This window comes from Labrenzia sp. PHM005 (assembly GCF_006517275.1).
Classification (GTDB): Bacteria; Pseudomonadota; Alphaproteobacteria; order Rhizobiales; family Stappiaceae; genus Roseibium.
In genome coordinates, this window is the sequence record NZ_CP041191.1 from 887,977 (window position 1) to 905,558 (window position 17,582).

Genomic DNA, 17,582 nt, shown 5'->3' on the forward strand with positions numbered 1-17,582 from the left:
GCTCGGGATAATTCCTAGGGAGACATACGACCTCAGCATAACTGCCAATGAAACGTTTTTTCAAAGATTTACCTGCACTCTAGCTACAAATGAACTTGTAGAGAGTAGGGTTCTTGGGCAGTTACACCAGCAAGCAGGCAGCCAGCTCCGGGCAGGAAGCGGCTCCGATCGCGGAACAGAGCACCACCGAAGAAGCTGCTTTGAAGCACGCCGCAGTAGGTCCAGAAACTGACGCTGCGGACCTGGATGGGGCTGTCATCAACACCGGTTTAGACCGGACTGCTGAAATCGATGTAGATGAGGACATCGGGCCGGAGGTTGGACCCGGGCGGCGTGCCACGGACATTCCTGTCACCGCTCCGGCCAAAGCTCTGCAAACCCTTGCAACTGTGGGCCTGGTCGTCGGACTGATTGCTGCTCTCTTTCTCGTCGCAACCGATGGGGTTAACCGGTTCTTTGGTGTGGGACTGGCGTTTTTCGCGGGCGGATTGGCTGTATGGCGGCTGTTTGCCGACGACATGCACCGGTCCATCCGCTCTTTGCAGCACAAAGATGAAAAGATCCGCCGCCTGATGGCCCGCTGTGAGGAACTGGAGGACCGGGCCTGGGAATTGGGTGAATCCGATGAACGCCACGCCAGCATTCTCGGCACGCTTGGTGATGTGGTTATCCGCCGGGATCAGGACGGCACAATCACCTATGCCAATTCAGCAGCTGAAGATGTTTTCGGGCCGGACCATGCGCTTCAACCCGGCAGCTCAATGCAATTGCCGATCATTCATCAAGCAAGCCGTGAATTGTTTGACCTGGATGCACCGGAAGAGGTCAGCGAAGGGATTGGATTTGGCGACCTCCGCTTGAATACAGCGCAGGGCCAGCGCTGGTTTTCGCGGATCGACATTCCTGTTCGCGATACAGCCACCGACCGCCAGCTTGTTCAGACGGTTCTGCGTGATGTCACCGAGCGGCGCCTCATAGAAGAGGAGTTGCTGGCTGCCCGCCATTCGGCGGAAAGTTCCAATGAGGCAAAATCGCGGTTTTTGGCCACTGTCAGCCATGAGATCCGGACACCTTTGAATGGTGTTCTCGGCATGGCGGCGCTGCTGCGCGACACCCGGCTGACCAAGGAGCAAAGCGCTTATATCGAAGCTCTGGAAACCTCTGGCGAAACACTTCTTTTGCTCATCGATGAAGTTCTGGACTTTTCAAAGGTCGAGGCCGGCAAACTGGATATCCATGCGGTTCCGGTCAAGGTCGGAGCCCTTGCGGAAAGCGTCGTTGAATTGCTGGCTCCCAAAGCCCACGCAAAAGATCTCGAAATCGGAACGATGATCGACCCGCGCCTGCCGGAAAATGTCACGTTGGACGCGACCCGCGTCCGCCAGATTCTGTTCAATTTGATCGGCAACGGCGTCAAATTCACAGATACGGGCGGTGTTGCAGTCGAACTGTTCGGCCGGCAGAAACCGGAAGGTGGCAGTTTTATAGATCTTATTGTGCGCGACACCGGGATCGGCTTCGGCGCCGACGAGGCGGAAAGGCTGTTCCAGGAGTTCGAGCAAGTCGATCACGGTCCTGCACGAAAATTCGGCGGAACCGGCCTAGGTTTGGCGATTGCCCAGCGCCTTGCGCGTTTGATGGGCGGCGGCATAACCGCAAAACCAGCTGAGGGCGGCGGAGCGCTGTTTGAAGTCTCTTTGCCGATCCCCGAAAGCTTGAATGGCAGAGCGGATACAAGGCTCGACAAATTCGGCGACAAGGACATCGTTTTTGTCACCACCAGCCAGATTGAATGTCCGCTGCTTGCCCGGCGGCTTGCCAGCCACGATGCGAAAGTGTCGGTTTTGGCGCCTGGCAGTGAGGGGCTCGACGATGCACTGATGCGTGCTGATCTGATTGTTGTCGACAACGCCGCCTTGTCCGACAGCGCGGGCTGGCTTGCCACAGCCCATTTGAGTGGCTGTGCCGCTCCGGCCGTGGTTCTGATTTCACCGCCAGAGCGGGATCGTCTGGAACATCTGCGTGAAGCCGGCTACGCAGCCTATCTGATCCGCCCGGTGCGCATCGAATCGCTGGTTCAAGTCTTCTCCGGACTATTAGATGCAGAGTCGCCGGGCCATGCCTGGGATGTCAGCGCAGAACCGGTTCAAAATGGGTTCATGGCGAATCGCAATCCGGTGCCGAGCCGCCCCTTGAGACTGCTGGTCGCAGAAGACAACGATATCAACCGGCTTTTAAGCGAAGCCATGCTGCGCAAACTCGGTCATGTGCCGATTATGGTTGTCGACGGCGAAAAGGCTGTTGCCGAAGCAGCGACCGGATCCTTCGATGCAATCTTGATGGATTTGCATATGCCCGGCCTAGATGGCATCAGCGCAATCAAACAGATCCGGCTCGATGAGCATAAGACGGGCCGCCCGCAAGTCCCTGTTCTCATGGTAACAGCGGATGTCATGAAGGAGGCGCGCGATCGCGCTACTGAAGTCGGCGCTGCCGGATATCTGACCAAGCCGCTGTCTGTTGACGCCATCTCGGATGCCCTTGCCGAAATCAGCCGGATGAAAGCGACTGGCTGACAGCTCAAAAGCACCTATATGCCAATTGGATTCACAAGGTCCGCCTTGTGATATAGGCTGGTATTGAAAGACATGGGTCAAAACCCGATGTCATTCAGTTGTCGGAAAACTATGATCTACGGCATGACCAATCTATAGATTGCCGGAACACGAACGATATTCCGGCAAGAAAACCCGGTCGAGAACTCCCGCATCAAGGCGGCAGACGGGTTTCCAAATTGAAACGGCAAAGGGTGGACCGTCCAATATGCGCCAGAACCCATTTTCTCCCAGAAAACTGGTGCGGAAATTTACGCCTGCAGTGCGCCCGACCATAGCAATGCCGCGCAATGTTGTCAGGTTACCCGTAAAGACCGGCGAAACCCTTGGCCGAATTGGCTCTTTAGAGGTGCGCATGGCGCGCAACTTCAAGGAAGTCAAAAAAGCGCAGCGGCTGCGGTATGAAGTCTTCTATGAAGAAATGTCGGCCATTGCCGATGCGCAGGCTCTGGCAACCCGCAGGGATGCCGATCCCTTCGATGCCTATTGCGATCATCTTCTCGTCGTTGACCATGCCTCACTGAAGCGCAACAAACTCGGACGCCTGAAGCCGGAAATTGTCGGCACCTACCGGGTGCTGCGGCAGGAAATTGCGGATCAACATGGCGGATTCTATACGTCCGGTGAATATGACATCCAAGCCTTGATCGACGCCAATCCGGGCAAACGTTTCATGGAGCTTGGCCGGTCCTGTGTACTTAAGCCCTACCGGAACAAAAAAACGATCGAGCTGCTATGGCACGGACTCTGGTCTTATGTGCTGCGTCACAAGATCGACGTGATGCTCGGCTGTGCGTCGATTGAAGGGACCGATCTTGACGAAATCTCCGGCCAACTGTCTTTTCTCCATCACCATGCCCGAGCACCGGAAGAATGGCGGGTTCGGGCGGTCGAGGACCGGTTCGTGGACATGAACCGGCAACCTGCAAACGATATCAATCAAAAAGAAGCCTTGCGGGCTTTGCCGCCGCTGATCAAGGGCTACTTGCGCCTCGGGGCTTTCATTGGTGATGGCGCGGTCGTGGATCATCAATTCTGCACCACAGATGTCCTAATTGTCATGCCGGTTTCTGAACTGAACACTCGGTACGTCAACTACTACGGTGCCGACGCGAGCCGCTACGCCAGCTGAACACATACCGTGCGCTCGAATCGCTGATAATCCCTGCCAAAAACTGCAAGGCTTAACGCCCCCTTAAATTGCCGCATTCTAGGATCATGACCGGGGATATCTGGAGCTTTCCAGACACTTGGTTATGGGACGGTAATTGATGGCGCCACGGGCGAAACGCCAGGCACGGGTAGAGCCGACACTCGGCGCGGCCAGCAGCAGTCTGCTGGACCTGCGGCTGCGTCCGGACGACCGGCCCAGTGGCCCATCCGGCAAATCCCGGTCAAAGTCCAAATCCGGAACCAAGGCTAAACCGAAATCCAAATCCTCCGGATCTTCAAAGTCCAAAAAGCCGTCATCTGCCAAAGCCACCTCCCAGCGCGGCAAAGGTAAGGCGTCTGGCGGAAAATCCGGTGGACGCGGCGGCCGGTCCGGAGCCAAACGCCGGAGCCAGAAACGCAAATCCCGGTCGTCCTTTACACCGTTCCTCGGCCGGCTCATCAAGCGCGGCGTTTATTGGGGTGCTGTTCTCGGCATCTGGGCCACGATCGCCGTGGTCTGTGTAATCGGCTATTATGCCGCCTTCCTTCCGCCAACCTCGGAATGGCAGGTTCCAACCCGTCCGCCGAACATCAAGATCGTTGCCTCCAATGGCCAGCTGCTTGCCAACAGAGGCGATACCGGCGGTGAAGCTGTGCGGCTGGAACAACTGCCGCCGTATTTGCCGAATGCCGTCATTGCCATCGAAGATCGGCGGTTCCGGTCGCATTTCGGCATCGATCCCCTCGGTTTGACACGTGCGCTGGTAACCAACTTCACCACCGGACGGCTGGTCCAGGGCGGGTCCACCTTGACCCAGCAGCTGGCCAAGAACCTCTTCCTAGAGCCGGACCGGACGATCAAGCGGAAGATCCAGGAGCTGGTGCTCGCCTTTTGGCTGGAAGCTAAATACTCCAAGGATGAAATCCTGGAGATGTATATGAACCGGGTCTATCTCGGATCAGGTGCTTATGGTGTTGATGCTGCAGCCCGCCGCTATTACGGAAAATCCGCCCGGCTGATGACGATTGCCGAATCCGCGACAATTGCAGGCCTCTTGAAAGCACCATCGCGCTATTCCCCCGCGCGTAACCCGGATTTGGCTGAAGACAGGGCCCAGCTCGTTCTCGCAGCCATGCACGAAGAAGGTTACATCAGCGCCGAAGAAGCCAAGAACGCGCTCGCGGCCCCTGCAAAAGTCGTCCGCCGGCACACCACCGCCAGCGAAAACTATGCGGCCGATTGGGTTGTGGACGTGCTGCCGCATTTTGTCGGCTCAATCGAGGGCGACATCATTGTCGACACCACTATTGATCCGGCAATCCAAAGCGCTGCAGAAACCACGCTCCGCAATGCTTTGAAGGACTACCGCCAAACGTTCGGGGTTTCGCAGGGAGCGATTGTCACCATCGATACAGCCGGCGCCGTCAAAGCCATGGTCGGCGGGGCTGATTACTCCAAGAGCCAGTTCAACAGAGCCGTTTACGCCAAACGTCAGCCAGGATCTGCATTCAAACCGTTTGTCTATCTGGCTGCGCTGGAAAACGGCATGACCCCACAAACGGTGCGCCAGGATCAACCGATCACAATCGGCGGCTGGTCACCGAAAAACTATACCAAACAATACTATGGACCCGTGACCCTGACGCGCGCCTTGAGTCTGTCGCTCAACACTGTAGCCGCCCGGCTTGCCTATGAGGTTGGCGCCGGAAATGTGGCCTCCACGGCCAAACGGCTCGGTGTCAACTCAGATTTGAAGCGAAACCTATCGTTGTCGCTTGGAACATCAGAGGTCACACCACTGGAAATTGCCGCGGCCTATGTTCCATTTTCAAACGGCGGTTATGGTGTTCTGCCGCATATCATCCGGCGGATCAAAACCGTTGACGGTAAAACGCTGTATTCCCGGACCGGTGACGGACGCGGCCGCGTTGTCGAGCGGCGCGATGTCGGTAATATGAACCTGATGATGTCGGAAACGCTCCTGACCGGCACCGGGCGTAAAGCCAGACTGGAAAACGGTCGGCCCGCTGGCGGTAAAACCGGCACCAGTCAGGATTTCCGCGATGCCTGGTTCATTGGCTACACAGGCAACATGACCACCGCGGTTTGGTTCGGCAACGACGACAATTCGCCGACCAAAAAAGCTTCGGGCGGCAAATTGCCAGCCGTTGTCTGGAAAGAAGTCATGGACAAAGCGCACGCGAAACTGCCTGCCGCTGACCTCCCGGGCGTACCAAACGTGCCTGTCTCAGTGTCCGCGCCGAAACGTCCCGTTGCACCGCCGTCCAACACCGACGCAGAAAGTGGCCCCATTCCGCCAGCACCGCTTGGCGACAGCGGGGAACGAAGAGGTCCGCTGAACTTATTGCGCAACCTCTTCGGTGGTGGCGGTTAGAGCCTGGCGCTCTCGTTTTAGAGTTTTTCGTCGAAAAACACCTTAATGGTCTGGATGGCCGTTTGATGCGCGTCCGCCGCATATTTGAGCCAGTGCAAACGCCCGGTATCACCTGGAATACGGATCCCATCGCCCACATCCGGATTATCAAAGGCGTGGGTAGCACCAGGCAAAAGCGTCAAGTCGACTTCATGCTCGGTGTTTTCCGTTCCAGCCTTCAGCCTCTGGCAATCGGCCGCCGGGGTCCAGTCATCTTCTTCACCAATTAGTATTGAGACCGGACGGAAGAAGGTCCGTCCGGTAATGCAATACGGATAAAACGCCGCAACACTCTGGAATGTTTCTGGAAATCTTTCGCCAATACCGTTTTCACTGACAGCAGACAGTGCTGCGATGCCGCCATGGGACCAGCCGATCAAACCGATCCGGTCCGCATCGATGTCAGACTGTCTTGAAAGATACTGAAGTGCGCCATAAGCATCCAGCACACGGCCGGATGGAGATGCGGCTGCAATGCCACTGCCGCATTGGCGGACAATGCTGCGCGGGCGGAAACTGTCGACGATCAGCGCTGCAAACCCCGCATCATTTAGCTTATGCGCCCAATCGAAATGCGATTGCTGTATCCCGCTGCAGCCATGCATCAAGACGATGGCCGGATGCGGCCCTTGGCCAGACGGCAGCTTAAGATGGCCCCAAATCTGGTTCTCTGGCTCCGGTTTGGTGGTTTCACCGCCCGGCATTGCAGCAGCTGAAAAATGCACGACATCAAACCCGAAACCTGCCGATGCAGGCGCGGTTTGAAGGAAAAGGCCTGCAATAAGAGCAAAGCCAGCAGTTTTAATGATAGAAATGCGTTTCATGGGGGCTCCCAAACCTGCCCCCCAGCACGGTCTTTGGCGCGCCTCTCGCGCTTGGCAGATTTTACCAAATTGCGATCACTTGCTCAATCAAAGACGCAATTCCGGTTTATGCATCTTATAGGTGCAAATCCTTAAGCTTGGAGTATCACTCAGCAGTTGCTGTCCCGCTCTTCTGATCCTGATCACAGCCTCTCGCCAAGTAGTTGTTTTGTCCTTTGAACGGCTTTTTGGTGCGCCGCTCTATTGTATTGAAGCCAGTGTTTTTGCCCTGGGGCGCCTGGCACAAAAAAGCCCGATCCAAACATAGGATTGTCGAACCCATGAAACGCATCGGGATAAACTGTTAAATCCAACACATGCGAGTGGCTTTGAGTTTGTTTCTGTAAGTTCTCGCATGAGGCTGCTGAGGTCCAATCATCCGAAGCACCGATGATTACGGCCACCGGTTTCGTGAAACGCCGTGATGCAACACAGTGTGGATAGAGTGCGATCACTGTTTGAAATTCAGCAGGGAACGTCGCTCCGACACCATTGTCAGTAACGGCTGATAGCGCGGATATTCCGCCATGCGACCAGCCCATCAATCCGATACGGTCTGGATCGACGTCATTTTGCCCGCGCAGAAATTCCAGGGCACCATACGCATCTAATACACGTCCGGCTGGGGAAGCAGCCGTCGATCCGCCTCCACATTGTTGAATGAGACTGCGCGGCCGGAAACTATCAACGACCAGTGTTACATATCCATCCGCATTCAGCGTCTTGGCCCAGTCGAAATGCATCTGCTGAATGCCGCCGCATCCATGCATCAAAACGACGGCCGGGTGGGGACCTTTTCCTGCTGGACGTCCCAAATGTCCCCACAACGGATAGCCGTTACGGTCACCCTTTGTTTCTGAAGTCTTATTGACCTCTGCAGCAGGAAAATGAACAACGTCATAGTGTTCAAATGCAAATCCCTGCTGCTGTAAACCAACAAATGCAGCTACAAAAACTGCTAAGAAAAATAGATTTTTCACCCAAATCGAAAAACTCTTACGCAAAATTGTTCGCATATAATTTCCACCCTCAACACCTGTGACTATAGGTAAAGACCAGCGTATCAGTTGTAAAACGGCCAGTCGGCTGGCAACGGTTATAGACTTCCCGTGTGCCATGTACCGTCACTTGAAGCTGATCTTCCCGGACCGGACCTTCCACAAGATACTCCAAAGGTGTTCCGGGGCAGTATTTTGAGAATACCCGCGCGGTTCCTGAGTACCAATTTCCGTTTTTAATGCCGTTGAATAACAGTGTGCCCGGCTGAACACCCGCATTGGCTAGAACAGGTCTTGGAATTTCATAAGACAGCCAACGCTGATTTCCCTCCGCCTGCAGCCGCATAAGGGACCCATTATGGTTCCAGCAGCTGTCTGCGAGAGCGTCCGCCCCCGTGGCAAGCCCAACAGATAGAATTGCGCTGACAATCGCCGCATTTGCAGTGAACCGCATCTTTGCCTCCCAGCCATTTCCAGGATCAAGCGAACCACATATCCGGCAAAAAGCAACTGATTTTCAGCCGTAGCCGTGCAAGCGCAAACCGTGTTCTTTCAGCCAGACACGGGCCTCCGGCGTCTGCGGCGCAAGCTCTTCGCACAACCGCCAAAACCGGTCTGAGTGGTTCATTTCCTTCAAATGCGCCACCTCATGGGCGGCCACATAATCCAGGATGTCCGGTGGCGCCAGTATCAGGCGCCAGGAAAACGACAAACGGCCATTCGACGCGCAGGATCCCCAACGGCTTTTGGTGTCGCGAACACTGATCGCGGCGATTTTTTTGCCGATTTTGGCTGCATGTTCTTCCGCCCGGGCGGTCAGATCCGCTTTGGCTTCGCCCTTCAGCCAGGATGTGACTTTTCTTGGGATGTGGTCCTCGGCTCCGGGTACCAGAAGGGCGGGGGAACCGCAGTCCGCTTCACCTTTGGAAACAAGTCCGCGCAGCTTTCCGGTCGGCACAATCAGATGATCCTCACCGCGCAACGGCACAAAATCTCCCGGACTCAACGTGACTTGCTCCGGCCGGCCTTCAAGACGTTCGATCAGCCAACTAATGTGCTGGCGCGCAAAGCGCTCGGCCCGGGAAAGATCTCCCCCTTTTGGCACGGTCAATACCGGCCCGGAATGGTCAGCTGGAATGCGCAGCAAATACCGCTGTGCCCGTGCGTTAGCCCGCAGCCGGATCTTTACCGGCGTATCACCGGCATCAATTTCAATGTGGTCGGGCAAGGTGATTTTGCGGGCGCGCAATTTGGTTCCCATGGATGAAGAGCGAATCAGTTGCGGCTAGTTTATGCGAGAACACCGGCCGTTCAAAAGGACGAAAGCGGCGCCTTTGAAAGGCACCGCTCTCGGTCTGCCCGCCTGGGAGGAAGCGGGTCTGGGAGGATAGTTATCAGGCTGGATTTGCTTCTGCACCACCAGCCGGACGGCGGCGGTTGGCCATGAAGCGATCGAATTCTTCCTGATCACGCGCCCGGCGCAATTCGGTCATGAACTCATCGAACTCGGCGCGCATGGCGTCGATTTTCGCCCGTTCTTCTTCAAGACGTTTCAACTCACGCTCCCGGTACTCATCGAAAGCAAGATTGCCAGTCCGCCCATAAGAAGGTTTGTTCATTTGATCGAATGCTCCTTTCAGCGGGCTGCCCCGCCATTGATCTTTGGCATCGCGGGCCATGCCCTCGAACCGGTCACCCCACAAAATGTAGGCCAGCATGGCGAGGCCAAGCGGCCAGAATACCACAAACCCAAGCACCATCAGACCAACGGTCATCGGCGTCCAGGCGGGTTTAATCCTACAGCTTTTGGTCGTCGTCATAGTCCTATCCATTCAAGACATCCACGATTGAGACGTGGGGATTGATGGGCTGTCCTTCAAGGATTTGTGATCCAAATCACGTTGTGCGGTGCCGTCAAAACGAAAAAATCCCCGCTGTTGCCAGCGGGGATTCTTATGACCCCAACAAAAGATCTTTTTCTTTAGTCAGCTCACCGTTTCTGCAAGTGACTGCGCCTGAGCAATCCAGTTGTCCCGAGCCATACGGCCACGGAAATCCAATTTGGAATCAAGAGCTTCGATTTGCTCATCTGTCAACGACGCGATCTGCCAGTAATGAAAGATGCCGGCTTCGTTAAGCGCAGTTTCCAGCTTAGGTCCGACACCGCTGATCGCCTTCAGATCGTCTGCAACACCCTTCGGTTTTGCCAAAAGGATTTTTTCAAGCGACGCGCCGGCTGTTTTCGGCTTGGCGGAGGCCATTGTAGGATTGGCAGACGGTTTGGCCTTGGCAGGAGCCGATGGTGCTTCGTTGGCGCCTGCCCGGTTGGATTGAATAAAATCCATGACCCGTGGAGCAATCTCGGCTCGCCAGCGCGATCCGTTGAACACACCATAATGGCCGACATTCGGCTGCTCGTAGTGTGCCTTCATCTCATCAGACAGATTGACGCAAAGATCGTGCGCTGCCCGGGTCTGACCCCGGCCTGTGATATCGTCTTTTTCGCCCTCAACAGTCATCAACGCTGTCCGAGTGATCTTGGAACAGTCCACCAAACGGCCATTGTGCTGCATTTTGCCTTCCGGCAGGGAGTGGTCAATGAAAACCGTTTCGACCGTTTGCAGATAGAATTCCGCCGTCAGATCCATGACCGCCAGATATTCATCATAAAAATCACGGTGTTTTTCAGCGCTATCGCCGTCGCCTTCCACCAGATGCTGGAAGAAGTCCCGGTGTGCCGTCACATGACGGTCGAGATTCATGCCCATGAACCCGGAGAGCTGCAAAAATCCCGGATAAACATCCCGCATAAAGCCGGCGTGCGGGAATGGTACCTTCATGACAACGTTGTTCTTGAACCACTCTATGCCCTTGGATACGGCAAGATCATTCACCGCCGTCGGTTCGACCCGGGTGTCGATCGGCCCCCCCATCAAGGTCATGGTTGCTGGCACATAAGGATCTTCGCGATCCTCCATGACTGCAACAGCCGCCAAAACCGGAACGGACGGTTGGCAGACGCCCAAGACATGCGTGTCGGGCCCCAGGAAGTGCAACATCGAAATGATGTAGTCGATGTAGTCATCCAGATCGAACTTGCCTTCTTGGATTGGCACCATGCGGGCATCAATCCAATCTGTGATGAATACATCGGCATTCGGCATCAAGGCTTCGACCGTGCCGCGCAGAAGCGTGGCATAGTGGCCCGACATCGGCGCCACGATAAGGATCTTTGGATCGTTGCGGTGCGAAGTAACACCCCGCTCAAAGTGGATCAGATCGCAAAACGGACGGCCCCAAACAATGTTTTCCCTGACAGGAACACGGACACCACCGACGACGGTTTCATCCAAACCGAATTCCGGTTTTCCATAGCGCCGGGTGGTCCGCTCCAGAACTTCACAACCAGCTGCAATCGAGCGCCCGTAACTGGTGTGAGTCAGCGGATTCAGTGGGTTTTGGAAGTAGAGCCGGGTCATATCCGCCATTGCCCGCAGCGGTGCCATAGCGGCATGGTTCAGCTCATAAAGATGGTAAAACGGCAAAGGCGCATCTCCTTTGTTCACGCAGCCGCCGCCTGCCCCCTTATTGGCAAAACCTCAGCTGATTTGTTGCGGCCGGTTCTTCTTAACATCACCTATTGCATTGCAGCAGGATAGCCACAGTGGGCGCCTCCGGCAATAGTGCTATTTGGTAGGAGAGCGCAGAAATCTGCCAGTTTTCGCGTGAGTTGCGTGTTTAGCCGCCGAAATGACTGGTTACAGATGAAACAAGAACTGTATTTAAATCAAAGTGATAAATATAATTTAGCCGTTCAATTGTTTCGATCAAGCGGCCAAGTCCGCAACAACTGCATCCAAAACGAAAAAACCATCCCGTGTCGCACGCACACGGTTATCCCCGAGTTCCTCAACCATTCCATGATCGAGTAAGTCTTTCAGCCGCTTCGGATCAACGGATCTATGAGAGAAAGCCTCAAACCGTTTCAGGTCGATTCCCTCTGTAAGACGTAAGCCCATGAGCAAGAATTCGTCGCCCTGTTCCTCCTCGCTTAAGCCCGCAAACTCGATCATCCCGTGACCGTTCTGCTCGACTGCTTCCAGCCAAGTCTCCGGGTGACGCTCGATGGCGGTCGCCATCCGGTTGACACCCACTGTTAAGCGCCCATGGGCACCGGGACCGACACCGACATAATCACCGTAGCGCCAATAAACGAGGTTGTGGCGGCATTCCGCGCCTGGCCGGGCATGGTTTGAGACTTCATACGCGGGCAGTCCCTCCGCTTCCGTCACCTTCTGAGTCAGTTCATAAAACTGAGCGCCCAGTTCCGGGTCGGGCATCTTCAATTTGCCAGCGTGATAAAGATTGTAGAACGGCGTGCCTTCTTCGATCGTCAGCTGATAGAGCGACAGGTGATCGGCCGCCAGGCTGATGGCATCCTTCAATTCCGCTTCCCAACTGGCCAGCGTTTGATCTGGACGGGCGTAGATCAGATCAAATGACAGGCGCGGAAACGTCGACCGGGCAATCTCTATTGCCTTGCGGGCCGTATCCGCGTCATGCAAGCGGCCAAGGAGTTTCAAATCCGTATCGTGCAGAGACTGCACACCAAGCGAGACCCGGTTGACCCCAGCGGACCGGTAGCCTTTGAAGCGGTTGGCCTCGACCGACGTCGGATTGGCCTCCATGGAAATTTCCACGTGCTGGTCCAGTGACCAGCGATCGGAAATAGCAGTCAGGATCCGTTCGACCGTCGCCGGCTCCATTAAGGAGGGCGTACCGCCACCCAAAAACACTGACTGAACAGTTTTGCCCTGGGTCAGCTCTGCAAAATGGCTGAGCTCGCGCTCGAAAGCGGCCGCATAGCGGGCCTGATCCACTGGCTGATGGCGGACGTGAGAATTGAAATCACAATAGGGGCATTTGGCTGAGCAAAACGGCCAATGCACATAAATCCCAAATCCGCCCTCAGAAGCCGGGTTCGCCGCCACTTAAGTTTATCCTTTCAAACAAGCCTTAGAGAACATTTCAAACGCACGCGAGCGATGCGACAAAGCCGGTGTATCCGGCCCCCAGCCATGCTTTTCCTCAGAGGTCATTTCGCCAAAAGTGCGCTCATGCCCATCCGGCTGGAACACCGGATCATATCCGAAACCTTGAGTTCCGCGTGGCGGCCAGACGATTTGGCCGTCCACCTCTCCGCGGAAAAACTCTTTGTGGCCATCCGGCCAAGCAAGGCACAAAACCGCGACAAAGGATCCACGGCGCCGGTCCGGCGTTGTTGCCCCGGCAGACTGCAGCTTTTCCTCAACCGTGCGCATAGCCATCGCAAAATCTTTGTCCGGCCCAGCCCAGCGCGCCGAATAAATGCCCGGATCGCCGCCGAGTTCGGCGACACAAAAACCGCTGTCATCAGCAAGCGCCGGAAGGTTCGCCACCGTTGCTGCCGCAACGGCTTTGATTTCCGCATTGGCTTCAAAGGTCGTGCCGGTTTCCTCCGGCTCCGGCAATCCGAGATCACCGGCCGAGACCACCTCAAATCCATACGGTTCAAGCAACTCGTTGATTTCGCGAAGTTTGCCCTTGTTGTGACTAGCGACAACCAGCTTGCCAGGCTCCAGTTTGCGGTGGCTCATAACACTGTCATCCTCAGAGAATGCTCATCTTCTGCAAGTCAACCAGACGATTGATGCCTGCCTTGGCCAGACCGAGCAGTTGAGCGAACTCGTCTTCGGAGAACGGCTTGCCTTCCGCGGTGCCCTGAATTTCGACGATGCCGCCAGATCCGGTAATAACGAAATTGGCATCGGTTTCGGCGGTGCTGTCTTCATCATAGTCGAGATCGAGCACTGGTGTGTCCTGATAGATACCGCAGGAAATGGCCGCGATGTGATCCGTCAAAACATCGCCGGATACCATGTCCCGGGCCTTCATCCATTCGATGCAATCGCGCAAGGCTACCCAGGCACCGGTTATTGCGGCAGTCCGTGTGCCGCCATCGGCCTGGATGACGTCACAATCGACAGAAATCTGTACCTCGCCCAGTGCCTCCAAATCGACGACGGCGCGCAAGGATCGGCCAATCAGCCGCTGGATCTCTTGAGTCCGGCCAGACTGCTTGCCAGCACTTGCTTCCCGGCGCATGCGGCTGCCGGTTGCGCGTGGCAGCATGCCATATTCCGCCGTCACCCAACCTTTGTTCTGGCCGCGCAGCCAGGGCGGGACCCGCTCTTCAAGGCTGGCTGTGCACAAAACATGCGTGTCGCCGAATTTCACCAGGCAGGAGCCTTCAGCATGTTTGGATACGCCACGCTCAAGCGTGACAGCACGGAGTTCATCGGCAGCGCGTTTTGACGGACGCATGGCTCTCCCTTTCAACCTTTGAAATCGGCGAAGCAGCCAGCCCGCCTTATTTGTTAACGGCCTTGTAGACCTCATTTCCCGGCGGCGTAAAGGCCAAGCTTCACCTCTGGACCATTTTGCGCCTATATCTTGAAGAACAGGACTTTGGTTCGCCGGATCTCCCGGCCGCCGCGATGGAGACAAACACTTTGAGCCTCAGCGACCTCGACAGAAGATCCCGGGACATCTTCCGCTCGATCGTGGAAACCTATCTGGAGACCGGAGAACCCGTCGGCTCCCGCAATATCTCGCGCAATCCCAGCATTTCCTTGTCACCCGCCTCCATCCGCAATGTCATGTCGGACCTGGAGCACATGGGCCTTCTGCATTCACCGCATACCAGCGCCGGGCGTTTGCCGACCGAAATCGGTTTGAGATTTTTTGTCGACGCACTTCTGGAAGTTGGTGACCTCACCCAGGACGAGCGTCACCAGATCGATGTCCAGGTCAAAGCCTCCCAGCAGGCCAATTCAGCTGAACAGGTGCTGACCGAAGCCAGCCAGATGCTTTCGGGTCTTTCCATGGGGGCGGGTGTCGTTCTGACCCACAAGTCGGACATGCGGCTGAAACACATCGAATTCGTTCGCATCGAACCGTTGAAAGCGTTGGCCATCCTGGTCGGTGAAGATGGCACTGTCGAAAACCGTGTCGTAGACCTGCCGCCGGATTTGCCATCCTCCGCATTGGTCGAAGCGTCAAACTACCTCAACGCCAAAATTCAAGGCCGGACAATCGGTGAGATCCGGACCGAACTTGAAAAAGTGCGGGCCGCAGATCAAGCCGAGCTCAACCAGCTCAGCCAGAAGGTTATTGATGCCGGCCTGGCGGTTTGGAGTGGCGAGGACGGCATGAGCGATCCTGGAACCTTGATTGTCCGCGGCCGGTCCAACCTCCTGTCCGATCTGGAAGCGGCGGAAGATCTGGAACGGATCAAACTGCTCTTCGATGATCTGGAAAATAAAAGCGATCTGATCCAGCTTCTCGGACTTGCCGAACAAGGCGATGGTGTCCGGATCTTCATTGGCTCGGAAAACAATTTGTTCTCGCTTTCCGGTTCGTCTTTGGTGATCTCGCCCTACCGTGACAGCAATCAACGGATCGTCGGTGCGCTCGGTGTCATCGGCCCCACTCGGCTGAACTACGCCCGTGTCATTCCGATGGTCGATTACACCGCCCGCCTTGTGAGCAAGATTTTGGGCTAGGGCTTGAACAACCCCGCAACTCTCGCCCATTTAGTAATAAACTCCTCAAAACAGGCCTCACCATGCAGTCCTTATCGCCCGCCGAATTGGAACGTTATGCCCGCCATATTGTCCTTCAGGAGATTGGTGGCGCCGGTCAGCAGAAGCTAAAAGCGGCCAAAGTCCTGGTGATCGGTGCCGGCGGCCTTGGCGCGCCGGTCTTGCAATATCTGGCAGCAGCTGGGGTGGGCACGCTCGGTATTGTTGATGATGACACCGTGTCCCTTTCCAATCTACAGCGGCAGATCATCCACGACACCGGCCAGCTCGGCGAACCGAAAGTGGCAAGTGCGGCCGAAGCGATTGCCAAGCTCAACCCAAATGTCGAAGTGATGGTCTTCCCAACGCGGATCACCGGTCAAAACGCCATGGCGCTTGTCTCTGAATTTGATCTCGTGGTCGACGGCTCAGACAATTTTGACACGCGCTATCTCGTATCCGATGCCTGTTTTTTTGCCAAAAAACCCCTGGTGACGGCGGCGGTCGGCCAGTTTGACGGTTCGATCACGACCCTCAGGCCCTTTGAAACGAACGCGGACGGCGAACTTAACCCGACCTACCGTTGCTTGTTTCCAAAAAAACCGCGCGCGGGCCTCCTTCCAACCTGTGCGGAAGCCGGGGTGCTGGGTGCGCTCACGGGGATCCTGGGTACGATGCAGGCGATGGAAGTCTTGAAAGAACTGACCGGGACAGGCGAGGGGCTCACCGGCCGATTGATGATGTTCGACGCCAAAGCCTTCCGGATGGAAACCATCCGTTACAAACGCTCCCCGAAAAATCCGCTCAATGGTGACAATCCCAAAACCTGGGTCGAGCTGCTTGAACAAGGATAGGCACGCGTTGCGCTAAATTTGATCATTCCAAACACCCAGTTTTGACGCATAGTTCATCCTGAACTTCAAAAATCCGGATTCAAGAATATCATGCACCCAAGATTTGCCCCTTATCTCTTCGGCGCCATGCTGTCCGGATCGATGTCGTTCATTGTGTCCGGCATTGCCACCTTCCGCGCGATTGGTCCGCATCCTGAGTTTTTCAGTTTCTGGATTGAATCCTGGCTTTTTGCCTGGGCGGTCGCCTTTCCGGCGGTCCTGGTTTTGGCACCAATTGTCCGGAAAATTGTCGCCAAACTGGTCAAGGCGCCAGAAGAATAAGCGCCCCAGCCATCATCCTTTGACAAAGCCTTCCCCAGCGGCGATACCTCGAAGCCATGTCGGATATCAAAGTTAAAATCTGCGGTCTGTCGACCGAAGACACCATGGAAGCGGCGCTGGAGGCGGGAGCGGATATGGTCGGGCTGGTGTTTTTCCCAAAAAGCCCGCGCCATGTGAGCCTCATGGATGCTTGCAAGCTGGCCGATATGGCGCGAGGCAAGGCAGACATTGTCGCGCTGACCGTCAATATGGATTTGGACGGGCTATCGCGCATCAATGAGCTGGTGGCGCCGGACTATTTCCAGTTTCATGGAAGCGAAGCCCCGGAATCCCTGGCCGCAGCCAAAGTCATGCACGGAAAAAAAGTGATGAAAGCTATTTCGGTTGCCGGTAAATCGGATCTGGAACAAGCGCTTTACTACTCTATTGTTGCAGACAAGATCCTCTTTGATGCCAAACCGCCCAAGGGATCAGACATTCCCGGCGGCAACGGCGTTTCGTTTGACTGGACGATCCTGAAAGATCTTGACCTGAATAAGCCGTTCATGCTTTCGGGGGGATTGAATATGGACAATGTGGCGGACGCAATCCGTTTGAGCGGCGCCAAGGAAATCGACCTGTCGTCCGGCGTTGAACGCGAACGCGGTGTCAAGGATCCTGAATTGATCCGGTCGTTCCTGGCCAAAGTAAAAGATATTCAGGCGGAAGCGGGTAAGGAGTAA

At 55.7% G+C, this 17,582-nt stretch carries 16 protein-coding genes; 7 read left to right on the plus strand and 9 right to left on the minus strand.

The genetic code is table 11. The features are described from left to right. Nucleotides 1-113: 113 nt before the first annotated feature. The 3 genes from FJ695_RS03795 (at nucleotide 114) to FJ695_RS03805 (ending at nucleotide 6,163) form a co-directional block, all read left to right on the plus strand. Nucleotides 114-2,576: a PAS domain-containing hybrid sensor histidine kinase/response regulator gene (locus FJ695_RS03795; protein WP_209010907.1), complete on the plus strand. Its 2,463-nt coding sequence runs from the start codon at nucleotides 114-116 to the stop codon at nucleotides 2,574-2,576. 247 nt (nucleotides 2,577-2,823) lie between these two features. Next, a complete protein-coding gene (locus tag FJ695_RS03800) occupies nucleotides 2,824-3,747 on the plus strand; it encodes a GNAT family N-acetyltransferase (protein WP_141184198.1) in 924 nt (307 codons plus the stop codon). 139 nt (nucleotides 3,748-3,886) lie between these two features. Next, nucleotides 3,887-6,163, plus strand: a complete 2,277-nt coding sequence (locus tag FJ695_RS03805) for a transglycosylase domain-containing protein (RefSeq protein WP_141184199.1) — start codon at nucleotides 3,887-3,889, stop codon at nucleotides 6,161-6,163. 17 nt (nucleotides 6,164-6,180) lie between these two features. Here the strand turns inward: FJ695_RS03805 and FJ695_RS03810 are convergent, their stop codons facing one another. From FJ695_RS03810 to rph, 9 genes are all read right to left on the minus strand, one after another. Further along, nucleotides 6,181-7,026: a dienelactone hydrolase family protein gene (locus FJ695_RS03810; RefSeq protein ID WP_141184200.1), complete on the minus strand. Its 846-nt coding sequence runs from the start codon at nucleotides 7,024-7,026 to the stop codon at nucleotides 6,181-6,183. 182 nt (nucleotides 7,027-7,208) lie between these two features. Beyond that, nucleotides 7,209-8,081 (minus strand): dienelactone hydrolase family protein, encoded by an 873-nt coding sequence (locus tag FJ695_RS03815; protein WP_168206257.1) that lies wholly within the window; start codon nucleotides 8,079-8,081, stop codon nucleotides 7,209-7,211. A 13-nt stretch (nucleotides 8,082-8,094) separates the two neighbouring features. Beyond that, the gene (locus tag FJ695_RS03820; protein ID WP_209010908.1) at nucleotides 8,095-8,517 is read right to left on the minus strand and encodes a hypothetical protein; all 423 of its coding nucleotides are present in this window, start codon (nucleotides 8,515-8,517) and stop codon (nucleotides 8,095-8,097) included. A gap of 63 nt (nucleotides 8,518-8,580) precedes the next feature. Then, nucleotides 8,581-9,312, minus strand: a complete 732-nt coding sequence (locus FJ695_RS03825; RefSeq protein WP_209010909.1) for a M48 family metallopeptidase — start codon at nucleotides 9,310-9,312, stop codon at nucleotides 8,581-8,583. A 145-nt stretch (nucleotides 9,313-9,457) separates the two neighbouring features. Further along, a complete protein-coding gene (locus FJ695_RS03830) occupies nucleotides 9,458-9,883 on the minus strand; it encodes a DUF2852 domain-containing protein (RefSeq protein ID WP_141184203.1) in 426 nt (141 codons plus the stop codon). A 165-nt stretch (nucleotides 9,884-10,048) separates the two neighbouring features. Beyond that, the gene (phaZ, locus tag FJ695_RS03835; RefSeq protein WP_141188559.1) at nucleotides 10,049-11,608 is read right to left on the minus strand and encodes a polyhydroxyalkanoate depolymerase; all 1,560 of its coding nucleotides are present in this window, start codon (nucleotides 11,606-11,608) and stop codon (nucleotides 10,049-10,051) included. A gap of 282 nt (nucleotides 11,609-11,890) precedes the next feature. Then, nucleotides 11,891-13,054, minus strand: a complete 1,164-nt coding sequence (hemW, locus tag FJ695_RS03840) for a radical SAM family heme chaperone HemW (protein ID WP_141184204.1) — start codon at nucleotides 13,052-13,054, stop codon at nucleotides 11,891-11,893. Nucleotides 13,055-13,060: 6 nt separating this feature from the next. After that, nucleotides 13,061-13,699 carry an RdgB/HAM1 family non-canonical purine NTP pyrophosphatase gene (gene rdgB, locus FJ695_RS03845; RefSeq protein ID WP_141184205.1) on the minus strand — a complete coding sequence of 213 codons (639 nt, stop codon included), beginning with the start codon at nucleotides 13,697-13,699 and terminating at the stop codon, nucleotides 13,061-13,063. 13 nt (nucleotides 13,700-13,712) lie between these two features. After that, nucleotides 13,713-14,426 carry a ribonuclease PH gene (gene rph, locus FJ695_RS03850; RefSeq protein WP_141184206.1) on the minus strand — a complete coding sequence of 238 codons (714 nt, stop codon included), beginning with the start codon at nucleotides 14,424-14,426 and terminating at the stop codon, nucleotides 13,713-13,715. A 173-nt stretch (nucleotides 14,427-14,599) separates the two neighbouring features. Between rph and hrcA the strand changes: the two genes are divergently transcribed. From hrcA to FJ695_RS03870, 4 genes are all read left to right on the plus strand, one after another. Then, entirely contained in the window at nucleotides 14,600-15,667 is a 1,068-nt protein-coding gene (hrcA, locus tag FJ695_RS03855) for a heat-inducible transcriptional repressor HrcA (protein WP_141188560.1), read from the plus strand. A gap of 62 nt (nucleotides 15,668-15,729) precedes the next feature. Then, a complete protein-coding gene (locus FJ695_RS03860; RefSeq protein WP_141184207.1) occupies nucleotides 15,730-16,539 on the plus strand; it encodes a molybdopterin-synthase adenylyltransferase MoeB in 810 nt (269 codons plus the stop codon). A gap of 90 nt (nucleotides 16,540-16,629) precedes the next feature. Next, on the plus strand, nucleotides 16,630-16,860 hold the full coding sequence (locus tag FJ695_RS03865) for a DUF2798 domain-containing protein (RefSeq protein ID WP_141184208.1): 231 nt from the start codon (nucleotides 16,630-16,632) through the stop codon (nucleotides 16,858-16,860). 56 nt (nucleotides 16,861-16,916) lie between these two features. Then, nucleotides 16,917-17,582, plus strand: coding sequence for a phosphoribosylanthranilate isomerase (locus tag FJ695_RS03870; protein WP_141184209.1), 666 nt, complete (start codon nucleotides 16,917-16,919; stop codon nucleotides 17,580-17,582).

What these genes read in the sequence shown, in the direction of transcription:
- FJ695_RS03870 (WP_141184209.1), top strand. Translation starts at nt 16,917, where the DNA reads ATGTCGGATATCAAAGTTAAAATCTGCGGTCTGTCGACCGAAGACACC.
- rph (WP_141184206.1), bottom strand. Translation starts at nt 14,426, where the DNA reads ATGCGTCCGTCAAAACGCGCTGCCGATGAACTCCGTGCTGTCACGCTT.
- hrcA (WP_141188560.1), top strand. Translation starts at nt 14,600, where the DNA reads ATGGAGACAAACACTTTGAGCCTCAGCGACCTCGACAGAAGATCCCGG.
- FJ695_RS03820 (WP_209010908.1), bottom strand. Translation starts at nt 8,517, where the DNA reads ATGCGGTTCACTGCAAATGCGGCGATTGTCAGCGCAATTCTATCTGTT.
- FJ695_RS03865 (WP_141184208.1), top strand. Translation starts at nt 16,630, where the DNA reads ATGCACCCAAGATTTGCCCCTTATCTCTTCGGCGCCATGCTGTCCGGA.
- FJ695_RS03860 (WP_141184207.1), top strand. Translation starts at nt 15,730, where the DNA reads ATGCAGTCCTTATCGCCCGCCGAATTGGAACGTTATGCCCGCCATATT.
- FJ695_RS03810 (WP_141184200.1), bottom strand. Translation starts at nt 7,026, where the DNA reads ATGAAACGCATTTCTATCATTAAAACTGCTGGCTTTGCTCTTATTGCA.
- FJ695_RS03805 (WP_141184199.1), top strand. Translation starts at nt 3,887, where the DNA reads ATGGCGCCACGGGCGAAACGCCAGGCACGGGTAGAGCCGACACTCGGC.
- FJ695_RS03800 (WP_141184198.1), top strand. Translation starts at nt 2,824, where the DNA reads ATGCGCCAGAACCCATTTTCTCCCAGAAAACTGGTGCGGAAATTTACG.
- FJ695_RS03830 (WP_141184203.1), bottom strand. Translation starts at nt 9,883, where the DNA reads ATGACGACGACCAAAAGCTGTAGGATTAAACCCGCCTGGACGCCGATG.
- FJ695_RS03815 (WP_168206257.1), bottom strand. Translation starts at nt 8,081, where the DNA reads ATGCGAACAATTTTGCGTAAGAGTTTTTCGATTTGGGTGAAAAATCTA.
- rdgB (WP_141184205.1), bottom strand. Translation starts at nt 13,699, where the DNA reads ATGAGCCACCGCAAACTGGAGCCTGGCAAGCTGGTTGTCGCTAGTCAC.